General features: G+C 43.6%; 16 protein-coding genes. 7 read left to right on the top strand and 9 right to left on the bottom strand.

What is annotated here, in order from left to right; all coding sequences use genetic code 11:
• The first annotated feature begins 11 nt into the window (after positions 1-11).
• The gene (gene ispD, locus LEPTO7376_RS17475; protein WP_041765850.1) at positions 12-704 is read left to right on the top strand and encodes a 2-C-methyl-D-erythritol 4-phosphate cytidylyltransferase; all 693 of its coding nucleotides are present in this window, start codon (positions 12-14) and stop codon (positions 702-704) included.
• Between the two features lie 37 nt (positions 705-741).
• Here ispD and LEPTO7376_RS17470 read toward each other — a convergent pair whose 3' ends face one another.
• The 3 genes from LEPTO7376_RS17470 to LEPTO7376_RS17460 all read right to left on the bottom strand — a co-directional run bounded on the left by LEPTO7376_RS17470 (position 742) and on the right by LEPTO7376_RS17460 (position 3,549).
• Complete coding sequence (locus LEPTO7376_RS17470; RefSeq protein WP_041765848.1) at positions 742-2,436, bottom strand: adenylate/guanylate cyclase domain-containing protein; 1,695 nt, start codon at positions 2,434-2,436, stop codon at positions 742-744.
• Between the two features lie 268 nt (positions 2,437-2,704).
• Positions 2,705-3,253: an AMIN domain-containing protein gene (locus tag LEPTO7376_RS17465; RefSeq protein WP_015135446.1), complete on the bottom strand. Its 549-nt coding sequence runs from the start codon at positions 3,251-3,253 to the stop codon at positions 2,705-2,707.
• On the bottom strand, positions 3,238-3,549 hold the full coding sequence (locus LEPTO7376_RS17460) for a DUF3067 family protein (RefSeq protein WP_015135445.1): 312 nt from the start codon (positions 3,547-3,549) through the stop codon (positions 3,238-3,240). Before LEPTO7376_RS17460 ends, LEPTO7376_RS17465 begins: the two co-directional genes overlap by 16 nt.
• Before the next feature lie 227 nt (positions 3,550-3,776).
• Between LEPTO7376_RS17460 and petC the strand changes: the two genes are divergently transcribed.
• From petC to LEPTO7376_RS17445, 3 genes are all read left to right on the top strand, one after another.
• Positions 3,777-4,316 carry a cytochrome b6-f complex iron-sulfur subunit gene (gene petC / locus LEPTO7376_RS17455; RefSeq protein WP_015135444.1) on the top strand — a complete coding sequence of 180 codons (540 nt, stop codon included), beginning with the start codon at positions 3,777-3,779 and terminating at the stop codon, positions 4,314-4,316.
• 51 nt (positions 4,317-4,367) lie between these two features.
• Positions 4,368-5,345 carry a cytochrome f gene (petA, locus tag LEPTO7376_RS17450; protein WP_015135443.1) on the top strand — a complete coding sequence of 326 codons (978 nt, stop codon included), beginning with the start codon at positions 4,368-4,370 and terminating at the stop codon, positions 5,343-5,345.
• Positions 5,346-6,142: 797 nt separating this feature from the next.
• Positions 6,143-8,851 (top strand): EAL domain-containing protein, encoded by a 2,709-nt coding sequence (locus tag LEPTO7376_RS17445; protein ID WP_015135442.1) that lies wholly within the window; start codon positions 6,143-6,145, stop codon positions 8,849-8,851.
• A 106-nt stretch (positions 8,852-8,957) separates the two neighbouring features.
• On the opposite strand, the gene LEPTO7376_RS17440 is transcribed toward LEPTO7376_RS17445, so the two are convergent.
• On the bottom strand, positions 8,958-9,335 hold the full coding sequence (locus LEPTO7376_RS17440; RefSeq protein ID WP_015135441.1) for a hypothetical protein: 378 nt from the start codon (positions 9,333-9,335) through the stop codon (positions 8,958-8,960).
• A gap of 205 nt (positions 9,336-9,540) precedes the next feature.
• Here LEPTO7376_RS17440 and uvrB point away from each other — a divergent pair, with 205 nt between their 5' ends.
• Positions 9,541-11,550 carry an excinuclease ABC subunit UvrB gene (gene uvrB, locus LEPTO7376_RS17435; RefSeq protein ID WP_015135440.1) on the top strand — a complete coding sequence of 670 codons (2,010 nt, stop codon included), beginning with the start codon at positions 9,541-9,543 and terminating at the stop codon, positions 11,548-11,550.
• On the opposite strand, the gene LEPTO7376_RS17430 is transcribed toward uvrB, so the two are convergent.
• Positions 11,543-12,181 (bottom strand): Uma2 family endonuclease, encoded by a 639-nt coding sequence (locus tag LEPTO7376_RS17430; protein WP_015135439.1) that lies wholly within the window; start codon positions 12,179-12,181, stop codon positions 11,543-11,545. The two genes, uvrB and LEPTO7376_RS17430, sit on opposite strands and share 8 nt — an antisense overlap.
• Before the next feature lie 124 nt (positions 12,182-12,305).
• Here LEPTO7376_RS17430 and LEPTO7376_RS17425 point away from each other — a divergent pair, with 124 nt between their 5' ends.
• Complete coding sequence (locus tag LEPTO7376_RS17425) at positions 12,306-12,866, top strand: Uma2 family endonuclease (protein WP_015135438.1); 561 nt, start codon at positions 12,306-12,308, stop codon at positions 12,864-12,866.
• A gap of 17 nt (positions 12,867-12,883) precedes the next feature.
• Here the strand turns inward: LEPTO7376_RS17425 and LEPTO7376_RS17420 are convergent, their stop codons facing one another.
• The 4 genes from LEPTO7376_RS17420 to LEPTO7376_RS17405 form a co-directional block, all read right to left on the bottom strand.
• Positions 12,884-13,453, bottom strand: coding sequence for a Uma2 family endonuclease (locus LEPTO7376_RS17420; RefSeq protein ID WP_015135437.1), 570 nt, complete (start codon positions 13,451-13,453; stop codon positions 12,884-12,886).
• A gap of 170 nt (positions 13,454-13,623) precedes the next feature.
• Positions 13,624-15,762 (bottom strand): caspase, EACC1-associated type, encoded by a 2,139-nt coding sequence (locus tag LEPTO7376_RS17415; RefSeq protein ID WP_015135436.1) that lies wholly within the window; start codon positions 15,760-15,762, stop codon positions 13,624-13,626.
• Between the two features lie 15 nt (positions 15,763-15,777).
• On the bottom strand, positions 15,778-16,140 hold the full coding sequence (locus tag LEPTO7376_RS17410) for an effector-associated constant component EACC1 (protein ID WP_015135435.1): 363 nt from the start codon (positions 16,138-16,140) through the stop codon (positions 15,778-15,780).
• 70 nt (positions 16,141-16,210) lie between these two features.
• Positions 16,211-16,810, bottom strand: a complete 600-nt coding sequence (locus LEPTO7376_RS17405) for an SH3 domain-containing protein (protein ID WP_160148498.1) — start codon at positions 16,808-16,810, stop codon at positions 16,211-16,213.
• A 150-nt stretch (positions 16,811-16,960) separates the two neighbouring features.
• Between LEPTO7376_RS17405 and yghU the strand changes: the two genes are divergently transcribed.
• Positions 16,961-17,830: a glutathione-dependent disulfide-bond oxidoreductase gene (gene yghU / locus LEPTO7376_RS17400; RefSeq protein ID WP_015135433.1), complete on the top strand. Its 870-nt coding sequence runs from the start codon at positions 16,961-16,963 to the stop codon at positions 17,828-17,830.
• The last annotated feature ends 355 nt before the right edge of the window (positions 17,831-18,185 follow it).

The following is an 18,185-nucleotide window of genomic DNA, read 5'->3' as shown; positions in this document are numbered from 1 at the left end:
CAAAAATAATGATTCATTTATTACTCCCGGCTGCTGGGGTCGGAAAACGTATGGGGGGCGATCGCAACAAATTACTTCTCCCATTGCGGGGTGAACCTCTCTTTGCTTGGACATTGAAAGCGGCAGAGGCAGCAAGTTCTATTGGCTGGATTGGCATTATTGGACAGCCAGTGGATTTTCCTGATTTTGAATCGATGTTGTCTAAACTCCAGCTCACAAAGTCAGTGAACTTTATTCAGGGTGGCTCCACGCGACAAGAATCTGTTTACAACGGTTTACAGGCTTTACCCGATGATGCTGAAGCTGTGTTAATTCACGATGGCGCCAGGTGCTTGGCAACGGCCGGGTTATTTAATCGTTGTGCAACTGCTTTAGAGAGTTGTGATGGTTTGATTGCAGCAGTGCCTGTAAAAGACACAATCAAAGTTGTTGGTGACGCAGGGATTGTGAAAGATACGCCTGATCGATCGGCATTATGGGCTGCCCAGACTCCCCAAGGGTTTAAGGTGCAACAACTCAAAGAGTGCCATGATCAAGGTAAGTCCCTCGGCTGGGAAGTGACGGATGACGCGGCTTTATTTGAACGGTGTGGTTTGCCCGTCAAAATTGTTGAAGGGGAAGAGACAAATTTGAAAATCACAACGCCTGTGGATTTGGCGATCGCCGAATTTATTCTTCAGCGGCGTATCGATCAAACGCCCTAACGACAACAAAATATTCGGCAATTTAACGCCTGAATCTTTAGAGAGACTTAACGGCCTCTGTCGTTTTACGCATGAGGCGTTGGCGAGTTTGGTGACGATACGTACGATAGACCTTGACTGCACGATCAATACCCTTAAAACGCCCTTCCCCCATTGGAGAAAATAATTTCTGGTGGCTCGGACGAATCAAACCATGGGTTGGATCACTAATCACACACTCTCCTGGTGGACAAATGGATTCGATTCGGGACGCAAGATTCACGGTAGCGCCTAAAACCGTGTAGTCCAGACGCTGGGAACTGCCAACATCTCCCACAAAGGCTTTGCCGCTGTTGACCGCGATACGGAGCTGGATGGGTTTATTCCATTTCCCTTGGGCATTGAGCTTATCGAGACGGTTTAACATCCCTAAAGCTGCGGCGATCGCCCGTTCTGCATGGTCTTCCTGGGGCTCTGGCGCACCAAAAAAAGCCATAATGCAGTCGCCAATAAACTTATCGAGAGTGCCGCCCTGCTCAAAGACAGATTGCAGCATTTCCTCGAAAAAGATATTCAGTAGATCAGCGATCTCACTGGGCGTTAAGGCTTCAGACATCGATGTGAAACCGACAATGTCCGCAAACAAAATACTAATTTCCGCTTCCTTCGGTGGTAAGCGACCATTATCGAGAGCACCAACCGAAATCAGTTGTTGAACAACTCCGGGAGAGTGATAACGCTCTAACTTTTGACGGATGTGCGCTTGCTCTTGAAGTTGTCGACTGAGAAGCCAACGCTGAACACTCGCTGCCACCAAATTACCAATCGTCGAGAAGAAACTCAGGTCATCATCGGCGATCGGTTCAGAATCTTCTAGGCGCAAATGGGCATCACCATATAGCACCCCAACCACTTCGGTTTTATCCCATAGAGGGACTGCTAGCACCCCACGAATCCCCTTCGCAAGAATACTGTCCTCTCCCTGAAATCGTGAATCGCTCTGGGCATCTACGGACTTCAGGGCGACTCTCTCTTGGAAAACTTTCTGGCAAATCGATTTACTAATCCAAGAGCTATTGCGCACAATTGGGTGGTCGTCGGGGAAGTTTCGAGCTGATGCATTGAGAAGCTCTAACGTACCTGTGCCATTCGTATCTGTAAGCAGTGCCATCCGCTCCAATGTGGGTAATTCACGGAAAACAACATCACGAATTAAGGCAAAAATCCCTTCAATAGATTCGGCTGAGCTTAATTTTTGGGCAATTTCAACAAGGTCTTTTAGACGAGCGATCACCGTTTGTGATTGCGGTTGATCGGTATCGCCCTCTTCCCCCTGCATCCATTGTTCTTTTAACTCTTCTGCATTACGAAGAATCGTTCGAACATCATTACTATCCTTCGACTCGGCGGGATTCGTGACTCTGTAGTTTAAAAGGGTGTTCTCTTCAGCATCAGCGGATTCTAGGACAACTAGAATTGAAGTGGTGCCGATTCGGAGAATGTCGCCATTATTTAAAAGCTGTAGCACCCGGAGGCGTTTGTCGTTGAGATAGGTGCCATTTGTGCTTTTTAGATCTTCGACATACCATTGATCATCTTTGCGTTGGATGCGGGTATGATATCGAGAGACTTGCGACAGGGCAAGGGTTACAGTACATTCTGGCAGTCGACCAATCACAATCTCGCTTTGATCGAGATTGAGGACTTCCTCAGAATTTCCTTCAGTTTGTAGGCGGAGTTGCAGCTCTGTCATGGATGTCTTGGGACAAGAATCCACAGTCTCAGCAGTAATAGTGAAACGATGGATCGGAGTAGGACAAAAAGGCCAAAAATGGCTTTCGTTTTTTCTGTAGCGATAGCACCCAAGACATGGAGCGGCTTTTCCGTTTTCAGGACGCTTCATCCATTTGTCTCTTTATATCTTAGCCAAGTTGTTAGAAAAGTTTATTTTCTGCATGTTTGACTGTTGATGGTGGCGATCGCCATAAAAAAACCTTGCTACTGTCTTCACCCAACAGAAGTCATTTCCGTAAATTGTCAGGAATTGGTGGCGGCGCGACAATTACAGAGCCAGGAATCACCGGTGGCAAGAGGGCTGGCGGATATTGAAAAGCATTATTTTCGGTCGAATCATTATTATTTTGGGCAACAGGACTATCCCCAAAACTTAGTTTCCAGAGCGTTTCTCCACTCTCTGTTGGAAAAGATCGCAGTTTAAGGTTTTTTGTATTGAGTGATTCGTTTGGATCTGATGTTTCCAGAACAAACCGCGTCACACCTTCCGTAAATTCTGCTATCCGAATCTGACTAATTTTACCGTTGTAGGATTGGCTCACACTTCCTTCATCCCAACGAGCTCCTTGGATATCAATGACAACACGGCTCGGTTCTCGGAGTAAAAAGTAGCTGGGCTCTGCTGTCGTTACCGTTTGAAATTCTAAAGTTTGTACATCTGATTTAAAGTGCCATTGCCCAAGCACTGGAAATTCTGTTTCGGCGATCGCCCATCTTTGCAAAGCGCAACTCGCTGCGATGCTGACGAATAAGATACGACCTAATCTAGTGACCATTCTGATGCTCTAGCTCCTAGCTCTAATCGCACACTCACCGCTTTACCAATGCGTGGTTGTTCCTTTGTTTCTTCAAAAAAAACAGTTACCTGTTCTACCACACCCCACTCACTTAAATAATTGGCGATCGCCTGTAGATGAGATTCGTACTCAGGTTCCGACAAAGGAAAAGAGACTTGCTCCAAATATTTCCACATCACCTGTAAATACCATTCCCCTTTAATTTGACGGAGCTGCACATCAAACGAACGCCCCCACTTGCGCCAAATAATCTCTCGTAACTCATTGCCCGTCATAACTCTCTCCAAAATCTGTCTCAGACCTGTTCAGTGCCGTCTCACGGACATCCCGAATCTGTCATAATTTAAGTCAAGAAAATTGTTAACCTTCCTTAAGGCTCACAGTCACTACCAATCGGCTAGACCATTTGAATACTGGTGCTGTGCTTGTCTTCATAGATGATATTCTTCATAAGAAGTATTGTAGAAACGTTTACAAAACTATACAAAAAGGCCCCTTAATTATGACTCAGTTATCCGGTTCCTCCGATGTGCCAGATCTAGGTCGCCGTAATTTTTTAAACCTGCTTTGGGTAGGTACGGCGGCGGGAACTGCCCTTGGTGGACTTTATCCTGTTATTAAATATTTTATTCCCCCCTCCAGTGGTGGCGGTGGTGGTGGTGTGATTGCTAAGGATGCCCTCGGCAATGACATTATCGTTAGCGAATACCTCACGACTCACGGTGCTGGCGATCGCTCTTTGGCTCAAGGCCTTAAAGGCGACCCCACATATATCGTGATCGAAGGCGACGGAACCATTGCAAACTACGGTGTGAATGCAATCTGTACACACCTTGGTTGTGTCGTACCTTGGAACACTGCCGAAAACAAATTTATGTGTCCTTGCCACGGCTCTCAATATGACGAGACTGGTAAGGTTGTTCGTGGTCCTGCACCATTGTCCCTTGCCCTTGCCCATGCGGATGTGACTGACGATAATGTCTCCTTCACTGAATGGACAGAAACTGATTTCCGTACTGACGAAGATCCTTGGTGGGCATAAATTTTTGACCCCCCGGTTCATCCTTAAGATAAATCCCTTGCAAAAATTACGATGAAAATTTCCGAAATGACGGCGATCGGGCAGCGGATCAAAACTGCATTTTTAGTAGTTGTAGCTGCTTTCGGTCTATTGATCGCCAGCGATTTAGTACTACCCCAATCTGCGGCGGCCTATCCTTTTTGGGCACAGCAAACGGCACCCGAGACTCCCCGTGAGGCAACTGGACGGATTGTATGTGCGAACTGTCACCTCGCTCAGAAAGAAGCTGAGGTCGAAATTCCCCAAGCTGTATTACCAGATGAGGTTTTCGAAGCAGTTGTTAAAGTTCCCTACGATCTCGATAGCCAGCAGCCTCTCGCTGATGGTTCTAAAGGTGGCTTAAATGTCGGTGCAGTTTTGATGCTCCCTGACGGTTTTAAGATTGCGCCTGCGGATCGTTTAACTGAAGAATTAAAAGAAAAAACTGAAGGTTTATACTTCACGCCTTACACAGCGGATCAAGAGAATGTCGTGATCATTGGTCCCCTACCCGGCGATCAATATCAAGAGATTGTTTTCCCTGTGCTCTCTCCTGATCCCAAGACTGATAAGAATATCCACTTTGGTAAGTTTGCTGTTCACCTCGGTGCAAACCGTGGTCGCGGCCAAGTTTATCCTACTGGTGAGCCTACTAATAACAACCTAGTTAAAGCTTCTGCATCTGGTACCATTGCGGCGATCGCCTCTGATGAGGCTGGTGGTTTCAATGTGACTATCGCAACTGCTGATGGCGATGTTGTTGATAACGTTCCTGCTGGTCCCGATGTGATTGTTGCTGAAGGTGCGGCGATCGCTGAAGGTGAACCCCTCACTAACAACCCCAACGTTGGTGGCTTCGGTCAGAAAGACACTGAAGTTGTCCTCCAAAACCCTGCTCGTATCTTCGGCTATATGGCGTTTGTTGCGGGTATTATGTTGACTCAGATTTTCTTAGTCCTTAAGAAGAAGCAAGTCGAGCGCGTCCAAGCTGGTGGCCAACTTGATTTCTAAAGTCACAACTGAGCTTCGTTCTCAGCAAAGGACTTTTTAGATAATCGAAAAATAAGAAATCCAAAACAGGCATTCTCCGGAATGTCTGTTTTTTTTGCTTTTATGACAAAGCTTCGCTTAATGACAAATGCTTAGCGTGAGCATCATCCTGAATCTGGGTGCATGGGACTTAATGAGTCGTAGTCGAAAAAATGGATTTGGAAATGAGCCAATCACTCCAGCAATATCTTGCCTGAAAGGTATTTACTAAAATCATCACAGAAAGCTCTTTTGTATCAATCTTGTTTTCTATTTTTAAAGAATTTTCGATTGCCTAAGAGGATATCTGAAAAGTCTTTATGTACGCTAAATACTGTGTGATTTCCACTAAGTTGATCGCCTGAAAGACTAATTCTTTCGTTCAGGCCATCTCGATAAAAGTTACGACTAGACTCTTTTCAGACATCCTCTAAGAGATGTTTACCTAAGAAAAAAGTGTTCGGTTTACAGCTTTGAGTGAAGCATGATGTTTTTTGATAACAACAAAAAACATCCGAAAAAATACGTAGAGAAAAATGCTTTAAACTCTCTTCTTTTTTGAATAATAAAGTTACATCAAGATTTTTCTTGTTCAGTAAAATAGCGGATTGTTTTAAAACTGGATGTTTCTATACTTTTTATAGAGGAGTGAATATGTTTATAGGAATTCTATTCTGTCATTCTTTTCAAGCGATGTATTTAAGCGCATGTATTCCCAAAAACACCTTCTCTAATGTTCAAGATGAATCTATCTAATCTGTGATTATTGCGGAGTAGTGATGTTGGAAAATACCCCAAAAACTTTCCTTGGACGATTCAGTTTTACCCAAAAGCTGGGAGGCTTAGCTGCATTTTTCCTAGTTCTTTTGGGGAGCTTATCAGGTTATTCTCTGCTCGATTCTTATGAAATTCGACGTGAAATTGAAGAGATGACCTATTCTGATATGCCTTTATTTCGGACAGCGATTGAAATTAAGCAGCGCAATCAGGAATTTATTAATACCCTTGATTTGATCCAGAATTATCGTACAAGAAACACAGAGATACAGGCAGAAAAGATCATCGCTTATCTCCATAGATTAGATAAACTGTGCATGGAAATTGATGCTTTATCAGAGGAAGGAACTCAGCAAGCAAAATATGCGTTAGAAGAAGAGCGAATAAAAGAAGGTACATTTCGTCTTAATCAATCCTTTGAGGATTACGAAAAAATATCTGCTTTATTTTATCGGTTTCAGAGTAGTCATCAACTGCTACATTTCTCTCTAGATCAGCTGAGTCGCGGTGTACACCAGGATGGTAGTCTCCATAATTCTAGCCATAACGGGATTTTTCAAGATTTAAGGCGAGAAACTCTGAAAACAGATGAAACTGTCGAAAAGATTTTTTCCCATCTTGATCTACAGATGCAATCTTCTCTAAAGGTTGCAATGCATGAACAACAAAAACTGCAATTATTCAATTTGACGTTGGCTTTGACGGCTTTAATATCGGGGACAATTTGCGCAATTATTTTAATAGGGCAGCTCAAAAATTCTATTGTTCCTGTAACTCGAAAGGCGAAAAAGATTGCCCAAGCTCTTAGTCAAAATAATGATGAGGGTATTCAGGAGGGTTTGAATGCGGAAGAAATTGCAAAGGCAGTAATGGCCGGGAAGGAAATTGCTGAATTGGGTCTAGCTTTTAATCAGATGGTCGACAATTTGGCTCGCAGTCATCAGGCTCAATTGAAATCGGAGCGACTTTTAGCTGAAGAGAAGAATTTAATGGCCTTTACGCTGAGTTCGATTAGTGATGGGGTGATTACCACTGTTCCTGATGGAAAGATTTTGACGGCAAATGTAGCGGCTGGAAAGTTGCTTGGTTATAGTGTTGAGAGCTTGATTGATCAGGATCTAATTACGCTTTTAACGCAGAATGCGACGGTTCCTTTTGATGTCTTTAATCAGAAGCTTGCCTGCGATCGCCAACGGATTACGATTGAGACTCCTGATGGCAGAGAAAAGGTTTTGGATATTTCTCACGCCCCGATTTGTTCTGAAACAGATGAGGTGCTGGGCTATGTGATTGTGCTTCGAGATCTGACTCAAATGGTCGATACTAATCGGAAGCTAACTTGGCAGTCCAGCCATGACTTTTTGACAGGCTTAGCGAATCGCCGCGAATTTTTAGCTGCTTTGGAAAGACTTCATGAGGAGGGTACTGTTGTCTCTACTGATCACACGGTGCTCTATCTCGATCTTGATCGCTTTAAGATCGTGAATGATACCTGTGGTCATGACGCAGGAGATGAGCTGCTCATCCAGATTTCTCACTATATTTCCAACGAAGTGCGTAAAGGGGATTTGGTGGCGCGGCTTGGGGGTGATGAGTTTGGGATTATTCTTGAAAATTGTCCTTTAAGTCGGGCGATCGCCGTTGCAGAGAAAATACTTTTGGCGATACAAAAATTTCGATTTTTCTGGCTGGAGAAAAAATTTTCCTTGGGCATTAGCATTGGCGTGGTTGCCTTCAGGCCGAATCAGGATGACCCTGTGATGATTCTAAAAGCCGCAGACCAAGCTTGTTATCAAGCCAAAAATACTGGTCGCAATCAAGTTTATGCAGTGCCAGATACCGAACGCCACTTGGCTGCCCAAAACGCCGAAATGAATTGGTTGACCATCATTAATCGAGCATTATCGGAAGATCATTTCCAACTCTTCCAACAAAAAATTGTAGCCATCAATGACACTACAGGCCAACACCATAAACACTACGAAATTCTATTGCGCTTAAAAACGTCTGATGGGAAGATTTTGCCACCTGGTGCTTTTTTACCGATTGCTGAGCGTTATGAGCTAATGGCAAAGATTGATCGCTGGGTGATTTCGCATTTTTTCGAGTCCCAAAGTGATTATTTACGGTCTCTTTGGCGTACTAGTCAATCTGGTGATTCTTCGGGTCGTAGTTTTTATAGTTTAAATTTGTCCTCTGAGAGTTTAAATGATCCCCAATTAATATCCTTTCTTGAACAACAATTTGCGCTACACCAAATTCCGCCAGAAATAATTTGTTTTGAGATTACCGAAACCATGGCGATCGCCAACCTTCATCGAGCCTCTCAGATTATTCGCTCCATCAAAAACCTTGGCTGCCGATTTGCCCTAGATGACTTTGGGAGTGGCATGTCATCCTTTGGCTATTTACAGACCTTACCCGTTGATTTTCTGAAAATCGATGGCCAATTTATCCGGGAGCTCTGCCAAAACTCGATGAATGCAATTATTGTTGAAGCACTCCAGCAAGTTGCCAAGGCTGTAAAAATTAAAACCATCGCAGAATTTGTCGAGGATGAAGAGACACTCCAGAAATTGCGAGAACTTGATGTTGACTATGCCCAGGGATACGGTATCCATCGACCATCACCCCTACGTCATATGGAAATTATTAAAAGTCAGAATTCAATGACACAAAATATACTCAAGCAGTCTTTTTCGAAATCCTGAGCTGGAAAACAAAAATCTTTTTGCCCAATAAAAAATCCCCTAATTCCTTAGGGGATTGTGTCTGGATATTTTCTATAAATTTAGCGAGTAATCGAAAATTAGAGACCTAGTCGAGGTAGCCGATCAAAATATCGATGTCATCAGTTTCGTTAGGTGCAACAGGGCGCTTACCCATAACAAAAGTGTCGCTGACCTGAAGCAGACTTGCAGCAATAGGACGATTGCCAGAAATAGTCATTGTGCTAGAAATTTCCATTGTGCCAGCAGTGACAGGACGATCAGCACCGACAGACTTATAAGTGCTAGTCACTTTGAGGTGGCTAGGCTCGATGGGACGATTGTTAGGTAAACCTAATTTTGTAGGTTCCTTTACGGAGAGTGCAGTCACTTCTTTGGTCTCTTTTTTAGCGGTGCTGCGGCTACGGGTTGTTTTAGCGGTCGTCGTCGTTTTCGACGCAGTGGAAGACGTATTCTCGGTGGTCATTGGATCTCTCCTAATTTATCTGAGCCAACACCTACTAAAGAATTTTGAGTAGGATTATGTATTAAGGATGTTTTCGATACTTTAATTATCCCAAATAATGGGACAAAGATTCTTAGCTGATCTTAGACACAATCTGTCATAATCTCACAACTTTGTTTCTAAAGTATCTCATTAGTTTAAGTTATGTCCATTGAGGAAATAAGCTTTGTTTCGTCTGCACGCACCGTTTGAACCCACTGGCGATCAGCCCCAAGCTATTAGTGAGCTTATTGATTCACTGAATTCCGATGCTAAATTCCAAACTCTTTTGGGAGCGACGGGCACGGGAAAAACCTTCACAATGGCGTCAGTAATTGCTCAGATTGAGAAACCGACTTTAGTCCTTGCCCATAATAAGACTTTGGCGGCACAGCTCTGCAATGAACTGCGGCAATTTTTTCCTTACAATGCAGTCGAATATTTCATTAGCTATTACGACTATTACCAGCCAGAGGCCTATATCCCCGTCACGGATACCTATATCGAGAAAACGGCTTCGATTAATGATGAGATTGATATGTTGCGGCACTCAGCCACGCGATCGCTCTTCGAACGGAAGGATGTGATTGTGGTGGCATCGATTAGCTGTATCTATGGTTTGGGGATGCCCGCAGAGTATTTAAAGGCGGCGATCAAGATTGAAGTGGGTGAGGAAATCGACCAGCGGGAAGTTTTACGCAAATTGGTGACAGTACAGTATCGCCGCAATGATACGGAATTGATTCGCGGTAATTTTCGGGTGAAGGGGGATATTCTCGAAATTGTGCCGGCCTATGAGGATCGGGTAATTCGGATTGAATTTTTTGGGGATGAGATTGAATCAATTCGTTTTCTTGATCCGGTCACGGGAGAAATTCTCCAAAGTTTGACGCAGATTAATATCTATCCTGCTCGCCACTTTGTGACGCCCCAAGAACAACTTGAACGCGCCTGTGAAGACATTAAAAAAGAGTTAGAAGGACAACTAACATTTTTAGAAAAAGAGAATAAACTCCTCGAAGCGCAACGTCTGAGGCAACGTGCCAGCTATGATTTAGAACTGTTGCAGGAAGTAGGATATTGCAATGGAGTGGAAAATTATTCGCGGCATTTAGCGGGTCGGGAAGCGGGTTCGCCGCCGGAATGTTTGGTGGATTATTTCCCTGATGATTGGATGTTAGTCGTCGATGAATCCCACGTGACTGTGCCACAAATTCGTGGGATGTATAACGGTGACCAAGCTCGCAAAAAGGTTTTGATTAATCATGGGTTTCGGTTGCCTAGTGCCGCCGATAATCGCCCGCTGAAGTCGGAAGAGTTTTGGGACAAAGTGAATCAATGTGTGTTTGTGTCAGCAACACCCAGCGCTTGGGAAATTGAGCAATCGGAGGAACGGGTGATTCAACAGGTGATTCGTCCGACGGGGGTGCTTGATCCAGAAATTTTTGTGCGGCCAACGGATGGGCAAGTAGACGATCTCCTCGGCGAAATTAATAAGCGAACGAAGAAACAGGAACGGGTACTAATTACAACGCTGACAAAACGGATGGCGGAGGATTTAACAGATTATTTCAGTGAACAAGGCGTTGCGGTGCAATATCTCCACTCGGAAATCAAATCCATTGAGCGCATCGAAATTATTCAGGCGTTACGGCAGGGGGAATTTGATGTGTTGGTCGGCGTAAACCTCTTGCGGGAAGGTCTTGATTTGCCGGAAGTTTCCCTGGTGGCGATTATGGATGCGGATAAGGAAGGTTTCTTGAGATCTGAGCGATCGCTGATCCAAACGATTGGACGAGCAGCCCGTCATATTTGTGGTCAGGCTATCCTCTATGCCGATAATTTGACGGATAGTATGGATAAGGCGATCGCCGAAACAGACCGTCGTCGGAAGATTCAGATTGCTTACAACAAAAAACACAACATTACGCCGCAGCCGATTGTAAAACGTGAGCAAAATGCGATTCTGTCATTCCTTGATATTTCCCGTCGTCTCAATTCCCAGCAACTCGAGCAAGTGGTTGAGCATATGGAGTTTGTTCCGTTGGAGAAAATCCCTGAAGTGGTCAATCAGCTCGAAGAGAAAATGAAGGAAGCTGCGAAAAATCTTGAGTTTGAACAGGCAGCTCTGATCCGCGATCAAATTAAAAAGCTACGAGGAAAATTGTTGGGCGATCGCACAGAAATCTCTAATTAATCTGTATTTTCTGCTGGAAAGTTTTACGGATTTTGTTGAGAGAATCAGAGGAAATCAAAAGTTTTTCTAGGAATTTTTTTTCGATATCAGGGAGAAAAATGCTTTCATTAACTTTCTGATAAATATCTTCTTCTAAACGGAAAAAACTCAATTCTTCTTTCTGCCAGAACCAAACTTCTTGAACACCCATTACACGATAGATTTCTAATAAATCCAAGCCGCCACTTGTAAAAATCACTTCAATTGCTAGATCTGGATATTCTCGATTTGAGTCAAAGCAATAGCATTCATCTGGCTCAATTCCTTTTTTTGAAAGCTCATGCCTGAAGGTGGTCGAACCTAATGGAATAACCTCAATATCTTTCTCAAAGAAATAACATTCTAATAAGATTCCCAAGAGTTTTTTTACCTGTTCATGATTACGACCGGGAGCCATGATTTCTAGTTCACCTTTTAAGTATCGAAATAAAGTGCCGCGTTGTTCAGGAATCGCATCTAACAATTCATTAAATTCTTCCCAGCTAATATTGCTAAGCACAAAAATTTCTTCAGAACCGGAATTTCGAGTCTGTGCCAACTCAAAAAGTTGTTTGAGGTGCTTGATTTTGCTGGGTGCAATAACGGCGGTCATGGTTCCCCCACGAGAAGCTTATTTATGATTTTAGAGGATTTATAAAATGGCGATCGCCGCCAGAGTTTCTTTTATTCGTTGGATACAATAGGAACTAGTATTCTGACCACAGGAGTGATGTTCGATGGTTGCGACAGTCACGAAACGCTATAGCTTTGAAGAATATTGTCAGTACGATGATGGTACAAATACTCGGTATGAGCTGGATAATGGTCGGTTAATTGCGATGACACCACCTAAAGGTTTGCATTTTTTAATTGCGCAACGTTTAGAACGCATTTTCACAGCACAAATTCAGAAGCAGCAACAATCTTGGCTTTGTCTGAAAGAGGCTGGACTCAGAACCACAGAACACAAATCTAGAATGCCTGATTTGATGGTGGTGGAAGAAAAGTATTTTATGGCATTGTTGGATGAGGCTCTCATTTTTGAGCAGCCTCCCATCGTTGTTGTTGAAATTGTGAGTCCAGAGTCTATCATTCGCGATTATAGCTATAAGCGGTCTGAATACGCAGCTATTGGCGTGCCGGAATATTGGATTATTGATCCGCAAGAACAGAAAGTTATTGTCCTAATTTTCAATGAAGGACTCTACGATGAAACTGTTTTTAGCGGTGCGGAAAAAATTGCCTCGCCGCAGTTCCCGAAGTTGGTAACAACACCCCAAGAATTATTCAAAATCTAATAAATAGTGGTTTTAGATCAGATTAACCGTAGCCAACTAAATAATTCAGTTGCTGTAAGTTGCCAATTTTCGAGAATAGGCAGCACCGGGAGTGTCGCGTCCTGTTCTTTAAATTCCGCAAGTTTATCGGGATGAAAAACCGTAACAGAATAATCGTCGGGAGCAATTAGCCAGCCAAGTGTTGAACCTTGTTGTATTGAGAAGAGAATTTTCTCGATGACGCGCGGTGGACTTTGTTCGGGGGAGAGGATTTCGATGACCCAATCGGGAGGAACAGTAAAACGATTCTGGATTTCGCCGTTGTCATCTACTGGAATATTTGCCCACTCAAATACAGCAATATCCGGCACAAGAGAACGATCGCCAAAGGTACAACGCAATTCTGGGAAAGCATAGACTAATTTTTCGGGTTGTCCCACACGATTAATCTCAGTGGCGAGACGACCTTGCAATGTGCTGTGTTTTCCTTGGGGCATGGGTTTTTGATAGATCTTCCCATTGATATATTCACTGGCTGGTTTTGTTTCAGGTAATGCCAAAAACTCAGATAGGGAATATTCCTGGGAAACGGCAGTAACTGTCGCCATGGCAATTTCTCCTGTTCACCATACAACTATTTTATTCATCAAGTGATTGATATGTTCTACAAAGTATCGAGATCCCCGACTTCTAGCAGAAGTCGGGGATCTACACCTAGCCACAAAAATACTATAAAAAATGCGGGGATGCTAAGGACAAGAGTGCTGAAGGACTAACCTCAGACAGAACAAGCAACCCGAAGACCGTAAATATTGCTCCGGTCGTCACGCGAAATAAAAAAACGATCTGCTGACCGACAATCCCACGGATAGCTGAACCAAGAACCACCACGTAACACTTTTGAAATATTTCCGTCACTTTTATTTAGCCAAGCAGAGCCATTATTCGGAGCACCTACATAACTAGGATGCCAATCATCCTGACACCACTCCCAGAGGTTGCCATGCATGTCATAAAGTCCAAAATTATTTGGTTTCTTTTCACCAACGGGATGGCTCTGTGAGTTGGAATTCTGTCCATACCAAGCATACTGACCAAGGGAGCTATCATAATTGTCATTCCCGGAATAGAAACGAGTTAAATATTGCTGATTCCAAAGTTCTAAGGTCAACTCTTCGGGGCGTTCTACTGGTTTAACGGCACGACAAGCGTATTCCCATTCCGCTTCACTGGGTAAGCGATATGCTCGTCCCGTCCCTCGACTTAGCCTTTTACAAAATTCTACAGCCTCCAACCAAGTCACACTATCAACCGGATAGCTACCGCCTTGAGAATTTTTGGAAGGAGCCCCAGGTAAATCACGATCAACTTTTTCCCAGCCCGCGACTGCACGCCACTGGATCTGAGTGACCTCATACTTCCCCAGATAAAACTCTGGAACAGAAACCTTATGCTGGGGTCCTTCATCCTCATTGCGATCTGTTTCACTCTCAGGAGTTCCCATCCAAAATGTCCCAGCAGGTATTTCTATCATCTCCAGAGGAATATCGGTTGCAATTCCTTTCTCTATGAAAGATTTAAGAGATTGCGGTGAGGATTCTGACTCATCTAAAACTGTATTAAAAGCAGTATTAGTTTCACGTACAAACTTGAGTATTTCTCTGATTGAGAGTGCTGTTCCTAAACCAGTTACTCCGAGGGCGCTATAACGAAGCATTTGCCGACGAGATATGTCGATCTTTGGGCTTGATGGCACAATAATTTTGGACTTGGAGACAGATGCAGGAAGTAGAGGATTAACTAATTTAGACGTTTCGGGAATAGTACTCTTCAGATTAATTTGATTTTTGACTTGTTGATAAATTCTGCTAGTTTCTTCATCTCGCAAATTCAGTTGAAGCTGTAAATCTTCGAGGTTTTTTACTGCCTCTTGGTCTAATGGAAAACATTGCTGTATTTCCGCTGTGAGGGCATTCCGATAAGTCTGGAGATTTGCTTCATGCTCCCGAAACGGACGTAAAAACTCAAACTCAATTTGCTCGGTTACATCCTGGGATAAATTCAATTCCTGCCTCAAGACATCCAGAATTGATCTTGCAGAAGGCCGAATTTTGCCAGTGGCAGCATACTTTTTAACTGCTCGACGATACTTAAGCTTTGGATCGGTGGGCTGTGTCTTGGAAATTACAACTTCGTAGCCCTGATCTTTGAGGACAATGATTTTCGGCTTCATCTTCGGTTCTGCATCTCGTACCCGCTGGGAAACATAATCATGCAGCTCATCCGCTCTTATCGCACCATCCTCATCCAGATCCCCCGCCCCGGTCTTGATGCCTTCCACCAAAAAACGAGTGTAGATTGAAAGATCCATCCCCTTACGTTCAAAGGAATATTCCAACCCACTCGATGAGGCAAACGCCACACGACCATCTGCCCCAGTTGTACCCACCATTTGCCGCAAATCGACAGAGTTATCTGCCATCGCATTGGACTGAGGATCAAACGCGCCACTAAAACAACAATCCAAGATCACAATTTGTCGCTTTGCCCAACAGGTATTCATTTGCTGATGCACCCATGATGCAAGCACTGCCGTTGCACCTAATAAATTCCGTTCACTATCTTTCGCCGCAAAATACAGCCGACCGCTATCGTCCTTTACGCCATGCCCTGCGAAATAAAATAGCAGCGTATCTTTTTTGCTGCGTTCAGGGGAAAAGAGAATGGCGATCGCCCGTCGCATTTCAGATTCAGTGGGGTGAGTGAGCACCTGAACCTCATTAAACCCACCAATCTCCGGATCTTCAAAAAGCTGTTGTAGAGCCGCAACATTACGCGCCGCCGTCTCTAGCAGATTAAAATCATTTGGATATTGATAATCTCCAGAACCGATAAGTAGTGCGACCTTCGATGCCATTGTTTGTGGGAGAGATTAGGACTCGATAAATTTCTGCGCTTCAGCTATCGCAAATTGTAGTTCTTCTTTGCTAGACGCTTCCACCTCCAACACTTTGCCATTCCCCTCAACCTTTAGTTTGATTGACTTATTGCTGAGGCGATCGCCCAAGAATCCCAACAATCTTTTGCCATTTTCTACGGTTACTTCTGCCGTTAACATCCCAGTTAAAAATGCAAACGCAGACATATTTCCTTCTGGTGGATTGGGGTCTTTAACCCGACTGATATCCTCTACTTCATCTAACTGACGCAATTCACGCATTAATGAAGTGGCATGGCGATCGCTAATTTCTTGATCCTCATCAGTAAACATTACAGTTAGCAACAGATTACTCATCAAAATTCCCCTTTAAAATTGCCGATATCCTAGCAATCTGTATATGAGAATTTCCATCATCATTTTGATGTTAGGAGCAAAGCCGAAAATTGATATGAGCTCCTTCTTTTTCTGAGAGAGAAACCCACGCATTTTCCTGATGATTCTGCTGCAACAATAACCATTGCCTACCTGTAGTGTCAGGAATAATTAAAGCTGGCGATGATTGATCATAAACCTTAGAATCGTTCGTCAAAATCCCGATGATTGGCGCACTGAGATTATTGTCTTGCCGTAACCTGAGACCATTACCGATATCACTTTGCACTTGAAGGCAGACCGGGTAGGAGATATCGGTTTTGACTGCTGTCATGATGTGTGTAGCGAAAGGTTCATCGTTAATGGAGCACCGATATTCCACTTTTCCAGTGCCAATATAGTCCAATAAATCACTAAAACGATAGGAGTACTCGGTTTCGATGTTGGCTTCTGTCGCTTGGTCATTACAGTAATATTCAAAGTCTAAATAACCGCCTAACTCTATATTTGAAAAACCGGCGCTAAAGTTTTGTTCCTCATGAATAGCAATGGGTTTCCAGTCTCCCCAACCCGGTTTCGTTTCCGCAAAAGATAGAGGGGCGATCGCCAACATCAAGCCTGTACTTAAGCAAAATAGATTAGTCGTTCTCATGACTTGTGATTCTTCCGCTACTACTCACGACTATAGCCAACCAGACTTAAGCTGTTGCCGAAAAATCAGTGAAATTTTAAGAGCCTCATAGGCTGAATATTTCGAAGTGAGCTACCGTTTAAGCGTTAGATAGTGAACCCCGAAAAACCGATGGATCAAGAATCAGCCTATACGCCACCAACAGTCTGGCAATGGGACAAAGGGAGTGGCGGGGAATGGGCAAACATTAATCGTCCAATTGCAGGTGCTACCCATGACAAAGAACTTCCAGTCGGAGACCATCCGCTTCAGCTCTATTCACTGGCGACACCGAACGGGCAAAAGGTCACCATTATGCTGGAGGAATTACTGGCTCTAGGCATTACTGACGCAGAATATGATGCCTATCCCATCAAGATTAATGAGGGTGATCAGTTTGGTAGTGGCTTTGTAGAAGTAAACCCAAACTCGAAGATCCCAGCTCTGGTAGATCGCAGTACAAATCCTCCGACTCAGGTGTTTGAATCAGGGTCAATTTTGCTCTACCTCGCAGAAAAATTTGGCGTTTTGCTACCTTCCGAACCAGCCCAACGAACAGAATGTTTATCGTGGCTATTTTGGCAGATGGGTTCAGCACCTTATCTTGGCGGTGGTTTTGGTCATTTCTATAGCTATGCACCCACCAAAATCGAATATTGTATTGATCGATTCACGATGGAAACTAAGCGTCAGCTTGATGTCCTTGACCGACAGTTAGCGGAGAATCCCTATATCTCCGGCGAGGAATACACCATTGCAGACATTGCGATTTGGCCTTGGTATGGCGGACTAGTTTTAAATCGTCTTTACAATGCCGCAGAATTTGTGGATGCTCAATCCTACACTCACCTGATGCGATGGGCAAAAGCGATTGATGCTCGGAAGGCAGTACAGCGAGGACGAATGGTGAATCGAACATGGGGTGAGCTAGAGGAGCAACTTCATGAGCGTCATTCTGCCAGCGATTTTGACACTCAAACCCAAGATAAACTCAAAAAATAAAAGGGCGATCGCCTTTTTAGAGAGAGCAATAAAAAGAGATCAGTAAACCAACTGTTTTAAAATCTCATTTCCTAAATCTTTTGGCTAGATTAGAAATGGGATTTTTATTTATATAACATTCAATTTTCAGAAGAGAGAAAAGCAATAAACCCAAGAAAATCAAACAATAACTCAAGCCAAATTCTTGTTTTTTAAATAATTCCTTAAATGAGATAAAGCAGTGATTTTAAATCAGAAAATCATTTTGACCTTTATCGGATTTTACAATTTTTAAGAAAGATTGATCCCCTGAAACTTTATAATACTGCGATTAAGACACACGAAAACGAGCTAATGATTTCATCGCAGAATCAAT

Origin of the sequence: [Leptolyngbya] sp. PCC 7376 (genome assembly GCF_000316605.1) — a bacterium.
Lineage (GTDB): Bacteria > Cyanobacteriota > Cyanobacteriia > Cyanobacteriales > MRBY01 > MRBY01.
The sequence above is the reverse complement of the archived record's forward strand: the minus strand, read 5'-3'. Positions and strand labels throughout refer to the sequence as shown.

What these genes read in the sequence shown, in the direction of transcription:
- LEPTO7376_RS17470 (WP_041765848.1), bottom strand. Translation starts at nt 2,436, where the DNA reads ATGACAGAGCTGCAACTCCGCCTACAAACTGAAGGAAATTCTGAGGAA.
- LEPTO7376_RS17465 (WP_015135446.1), bottom strand. Translation starts at nt 3,253, where the DNA reads ATGGTCACTAGATTAGGTCGTATCTTATTCGTCAGCATCGCAGCGAGT.
- LEPTO7376_RS17460 (WP_015135445.1), bottom strand. Translation starts at nt 3,549, where the DNA reads ATGACGGGCAATGAGTTACGAGAGATTATTTGGCGCAAGTGGGGGCGT.
- petC (WP_015135444.1), top strand. Translation starts at nt 3,777, where the DNA reads ATGACTCAGTTATCCGGTTCCTCCGATGTGCCAGATCTAGGTCGCCGT.
- petA (WP_015135443.1), top strand. Translation starts at nt 4,368, where the DNA reads ATGAAAATTTCCGAAATGACGGCGATCGGGCAGCGGATCAAAACTGCA.
- LEPTO7376_RS17445 (WP_015135442.1), top strand. Translation starts at nt 6,143, where the DNA reads ATGTTGGAAAATACCCCAAAAACTTTCCTTGGACGATTCAGTTTTACC.
- LEPTO7376_RS17440 (WP_015135441.1), bottom strand. Translation starts at nt 9,335, where the DNA reads ATGACCACCGAGAATACGTCTTCCACTGCGTCGAAAACGACGACGACC.
- LEPTO7376_RS17430 (WP_015135439.1), bottom strand. Translation starts at nt 12,181, where the DNA reads ATGACCGCCGTTATTGCACCCAGCAAAATCAAGCACCTCAAACAACTT.
- LEPTO7376_RS17425 (WP_015135438.1), top strand. Translation starts at nt 12,306, where the DNA reads ATGGTTGCGACAGTCACGAAACGCTATAGCTTTGAAGAATATTGTCAG.
- LEPTO7376_RS17420 (WP_015135437.1), bottom strand. Translation starts at nt 13,453, where the DNA reads ATGGCGACAGTTACTGCCGTTTCCCAGGAATATTCCCTATCTGAGTTT.
- LEPTO7376_RS17415 (WP_015135436.1), bottom strand. Translation starts at nt 15,762, where the DNA reads ATGGCATCGAAGGTCGCACTACTTATCGGTTCTGGAGATTATCAATAT.
- LEPTO7376_RS17410 (WP_015135435.1), bottom strand. Translation starts at nt 16,140, where the DNA reads ATGAGTAATCTGTTGCTAACTGTAATGTTTACTGATGAGGATCAAGAA.
- LEPTO7376_RS17405 (WP_160148498.1), bottom strand. Translation starts at nt 16,810, where the DNA reads ATGAGAACGACTAATCTATTTTGCTTAAGTACAGGCTTGATGTTGGCG.
- yghU (WP_015135433.1), top strand. Translation starts at nt 16,961, where the DNA reads ATGGATCAAGAATCAGCCTATACGCCACCAACAGTCTGGCAATGGGAC.